Annotated in this window: 2 protein-coding genes; both read left to right on the forward strand. The window is 69.6% G+C overall.

The window, feature by feature from the left end; translation table 11 throughout:
• A partial coding sequence (locus ABNT58_RS24860; protein WP_348756069.1) for an AMP-binding protein occupies positions 1–855 on the forward strand: 855 nt, incomplete at its 5' end.
• A 98-nt stretch (positions 856–953) separates the two neighbouring features.
• A partial coding sequence (locus ABNT58_RS24865) for a M3 family metallopeptidase (protein WP_348756070.1) occupies positions 954–4,165 on the forward strand: 3,212 nt, incomplete at its 3' end.

Genomic DNA, 4,165 nt, shown 5'->3' on the forward strand with positions numbered 1-4,165 from the left:
GCGATGCAGCAGCACGACCTGCGCTCGCTGCGCGCGCTGTTCCTGGCCGGTGAGCCGCTGGACGAACCCACCGCCATCTGGATCAGCCAGGCGCTGGGCTGCCCCATCATCGATAACTACTGGCAGACCGAAACCGGCTGGCCCATCCTGGCGCTGGCCAATGGCGTGGAAAAGCAGCGCAGCAAGTTCGGCAGCCCCGGCCTGCCGGTGCCCGGCTACGACGTGAAGCTGGTGGACGAAGCCACCGGCCAGGACATCACCGCACCGAACCAGAAGGGCGTGGTGGCCATCGAGGCGCCGCTGCCGCCCGGCTGCCTGCAGACGGTGTGGCGCGACGACGCGCGCTTCGTCAAGACCTACTGGCAAAGCGTGCCCAACCGCCTCGTCTACAGCACCTTCGACTGGGGCGTGCGGGACGAAGACGGCTACTTCTTCATCCTCGGCCGCACCGACGACGTGATCAACGTGGCCGGCCACCGGCTGGGCACGCGCGAGATCGAAGAAAGCATCAGCAGCCACCCGGCGGTGGCCGAGGTGGCGGTGGTGGGCGTGGCCGATGCACTGAAGGGCCAGGTGGCTGTGGCCTTCGCGGTGCTGAAGGACCCCACGCTGGCCGCCACGCCTGAAGCCGCGCTGAAGCTGGAAGGTGAGGTGATGAAGCGGGTGGACGAGCAACTGGGCGCGGTGGCGCGGCCGGCGCGTGTGCGCTTCTTGACGGCGCTGCCCAAGACCCGCTCGGGCAAGCTGCTGCGCCGCGCGATCCAGGCGGTGTGCGAAGGCCGCGACACCGGCGACCTGACCACGCTGGACGACCCGGCGGCGCTGCAGCAACTGCGGGACGCGATGCGCAACTGAGTCGCAACGGAGTCGCAACTGAGGCGCAACCGGGCGGCACAAGCGGCCATCCCGCGCAGCCGTACCATGCGGCCTCGCAACACTTGTCGAGGCTGTGCATGTTTCAGCAGACCTGGGTGGCCACCGCCGCCGCGCTGATGTTCACCCTGGGGGGCGCCACCATGCCTTCCGTGGCCACGGGGGCCGAAGCGGCCGCCCCGGCCGCCAGCAGCGCTGGCGCCCGCCCGCGCATCGAGAAAGCGGCCGACCTGCCGCGCTTCACCTACCCGGTGAGCGGCCCGCTCGAGCCCCTCGTGCGCGATGCGGCCCGCTTCGCGCCTTTGGCGGCGGCCATCCGGCGCGACACCGAATCGGTGCTGGCCGGCTATGACATCCCGGACAAGGCCACCCGCCGCGACCTGATCGGCCTGCTGGCCGCGCTGGACTACCTGGACGGCCGCTACGACCAGGCGCTGGCCCGGGCCGAAGAGGTGAGGGCGCTGCAGGACAAGCCGGCCGACAAGCTGCTGTCCGGCCTGCGGCTGCGCGCCATGGCCCAGGCCGCCAAGCAATACGGCCCGCAGGGCGAAGCCTTCCAGCGCGCGGTGGCCACGCAGATCCGCCGCGAGCTGGACGCGATGCCGTATGCGGTGATCGAGAACGACATCAAGAGCGCCAAGATGGGCGTGGAACTGGTGGGCGAGGCGCTGGTGCTGGGCCGCGTGCGCGAGGTGATGCAGCCCATCGTCGACAAGAGCGGCGTGCTCAGCTCCGACTTTGCGCCGGGGCTGGTGAATGCGCGCCTGTCGCTGCTGGCGGTGCTGCCGCTGAAGGCGGTGCTCACCGACACCTACGCCGCCTACCTGGCGGCCCACCAGGTGCAAAAGCCCGACATCTGGGCTGCCCGCGACGTGACGCTGACGCCGGCCCAGATCAAGCAGCCGGTCACCATCGCGGTGTGGGACAGCGGTGTCGACACCGCGCTGTTCGCCAACCAGGTGGTGAAGAACGCGCAAGGCCAGCCCGCCGTCATCGCCTTCGACAAGTACTCGCGCCCCGCCACCGGCGAGCTGATGCCGATTCCGAAGGAACTGCAGTCGCAACTGCCGCAGATGAAGGCGCGCACCAAGGGCTTCTCCGATCTGCAGTCGAACATCGACAGCCCGGAAGCCAGCGAGGTCAAGCGCTACCTGTCCACGCTGCAGCCCGACCAGTACAAGGCCGCGGTGGAGCAGATCGGCCTGGCCGGCAACTACGAGCACGGCACCCACGTGGCCGGCATCGCGCTGGCCGGCAACCCGGGTGCGCGGCTGGTGGTGGGCCGCATCGAATTCGGCTGGACGCTCAAGCCCGACCCCTGCCCCAGCCGCGAGCAGACCGAGCGCGATGCGCAGGCCTACCAGTCGTACGTGGACTACTTCAAGCAGCAGGGCGTGCGGGTGGTCAACATGAGCTGGGGCGGCAACGTCAGCGCCATCGAGAACGACCTGGAGCAATGCGGCCTGGGCAAGACGCCCGAAGAGCGCAAGGCCACCGCGCGCGAGTACTTCGAGATCGGCAAGACCGCGCTGACGCGTGCCTTCGCCAGCGCGCCCGACATCCTCTTCGTCACCGCGGCCGGCAACAGCAACAGCGACGCCAGCTTCGTGGAAGACATTCCGGCCGGCATCGTGCTGCCCAATCTGTTGACGGTGGGCGCGGTGGACCGCGCCGGCGACGAAGCCCCGTTCACCAGCTACGGCCCCACGGTGAAGGTGCATGCCAACGGCTACCAGGTGGAAAGCTTCCTGCCGGGCGGCGACCGCGTGGCGCTGTCAGGCACCTCGATGGCCTCGCCGCAGGTGGCCAACCTGGCCGGCAAGCTGCTGGCGGTGAACCCGGCGCTCAAGCCGCAGCAGTTGATCAACTTGATCGTGGGCACTGCCGAGCGCACGCCCGACGGCCGCCGGGTGCTGATCGACCCGAAGAAGGCGCTGGCCGCCGCACAAGGCGCACCAACCGCGGCCGCAACTGGCGCTGCGGGTGCGGTGGACTTCCCGCGCTTCCAGACCGTGGCCCAGGTGCAGCAAGCCTGCGACAGCGGCCTGGCCGGTGCCGGCCAGCGGCTGAAGGCGTTGGAACAGCGGCCGGCCGACGGCGGCTGGCTGGCCGCGTCCGACGCATTGAACGCCTACATCGAAGACCAGTACTACCCCATCGGCTTCCAGTCCAACGTGCACCCCGACAGCGCGGTGCGCGATGCGATGCAGGCCTGCGAGCAGCGCTGGCAATCGTTCTATTCCAGCTACGGCCTCAATGAGAAGATCTACCAGGCGTTGAAGGCCTTGCCGCCGGGTGACGCGATCGACCAGCGTGCCCGCGCGCTGGCGTTGGAAGGCTTCGAAGATTCCGGCGTGGCGCTGCCGAAGGCGCTGCGCCCGCAGGCCAAGCGGCTGAGCGACCGCATCGGCGAGCTGGGCCTGGCCTTCGACAAGGCGGTGCGCGACACCAAGACGCGCGTGCCCTTCACGCCCGACGAGTTGAAGGGCGTGCCCGAAGCCAACTGGAAAAACGCGCCGCGCGATGCCCAAGGCCGCGTGGTGCTGGGCCTGGACATGCCCAGCTACCTGGCGGTGCTGAACAACGCCGAGTCGGCCGCCTCGCGCGAGCGTATGTACCGCGCCAAGATGACCGAAGGCGGGCCGGCCAACCTCAAGCGCCTGCAGCAGCTGGTGGCGTTGCGCACGCAGTACGCGGGCCTGTTCGGCTACAAGAGCTACGACGACTTTGTGCTGCGCCGGCGCATGACCGGCAGCCTGGAGCGCACCCAGGCTTTCCTGGACGAGGTGAAGACCGCCGTCACCGCCCGCGAGCTGGCCGACGTGGAAGAGCTGCGCGCCGCCAAGGCCGCGCGCACCGGCCGCCCGCTGGCCGAGACGAAGGTGGACCGCTGGGACGTCTTCTTCTACACCGAGCGGCTGCGCCGCGAGCGCTACAGCGTCGACCAGGAAGCCTTCCGCCCCTACTTCCCGCCGCAGGAGAGCCTGCGCTTCGTGATGAAGGTGGCCGAGCGCATGTTCGGCGTGCGGCATGAACGCATTCAAGGCGCCGAGCTGTGGCACCCCGACGCTCAGGCCTGGGCGGTGGTCGATGCCCACAGCGGCCAGCGCCTGGCCACGCTGCTGATCGACCTGTACCCGCGCGATGGCAAGTACAACCATGCGGCGGTGTGGCCGCTGCGCGGCGTGTCCAACGCCAGCGGGCGGCAGCCGATGGCCGCGCTGGTGGTCAACCTCGACCGCCAGGGCCTGTCGCTGGAAGAGATGGAGACGCTGCTGCACGAGTTCGGCCA

The sequence above is a fragment of the uncultured Aquincola sp. genome, from assembly GCF_964001545.1.
In the GTDB taxonomy this organism is placed as follows: domain Bacteria; phylum Pseudomonadota; class Gammaproteobacteria; order Burkholderiales; family Burkholderiaceae_C; genus Aquincola.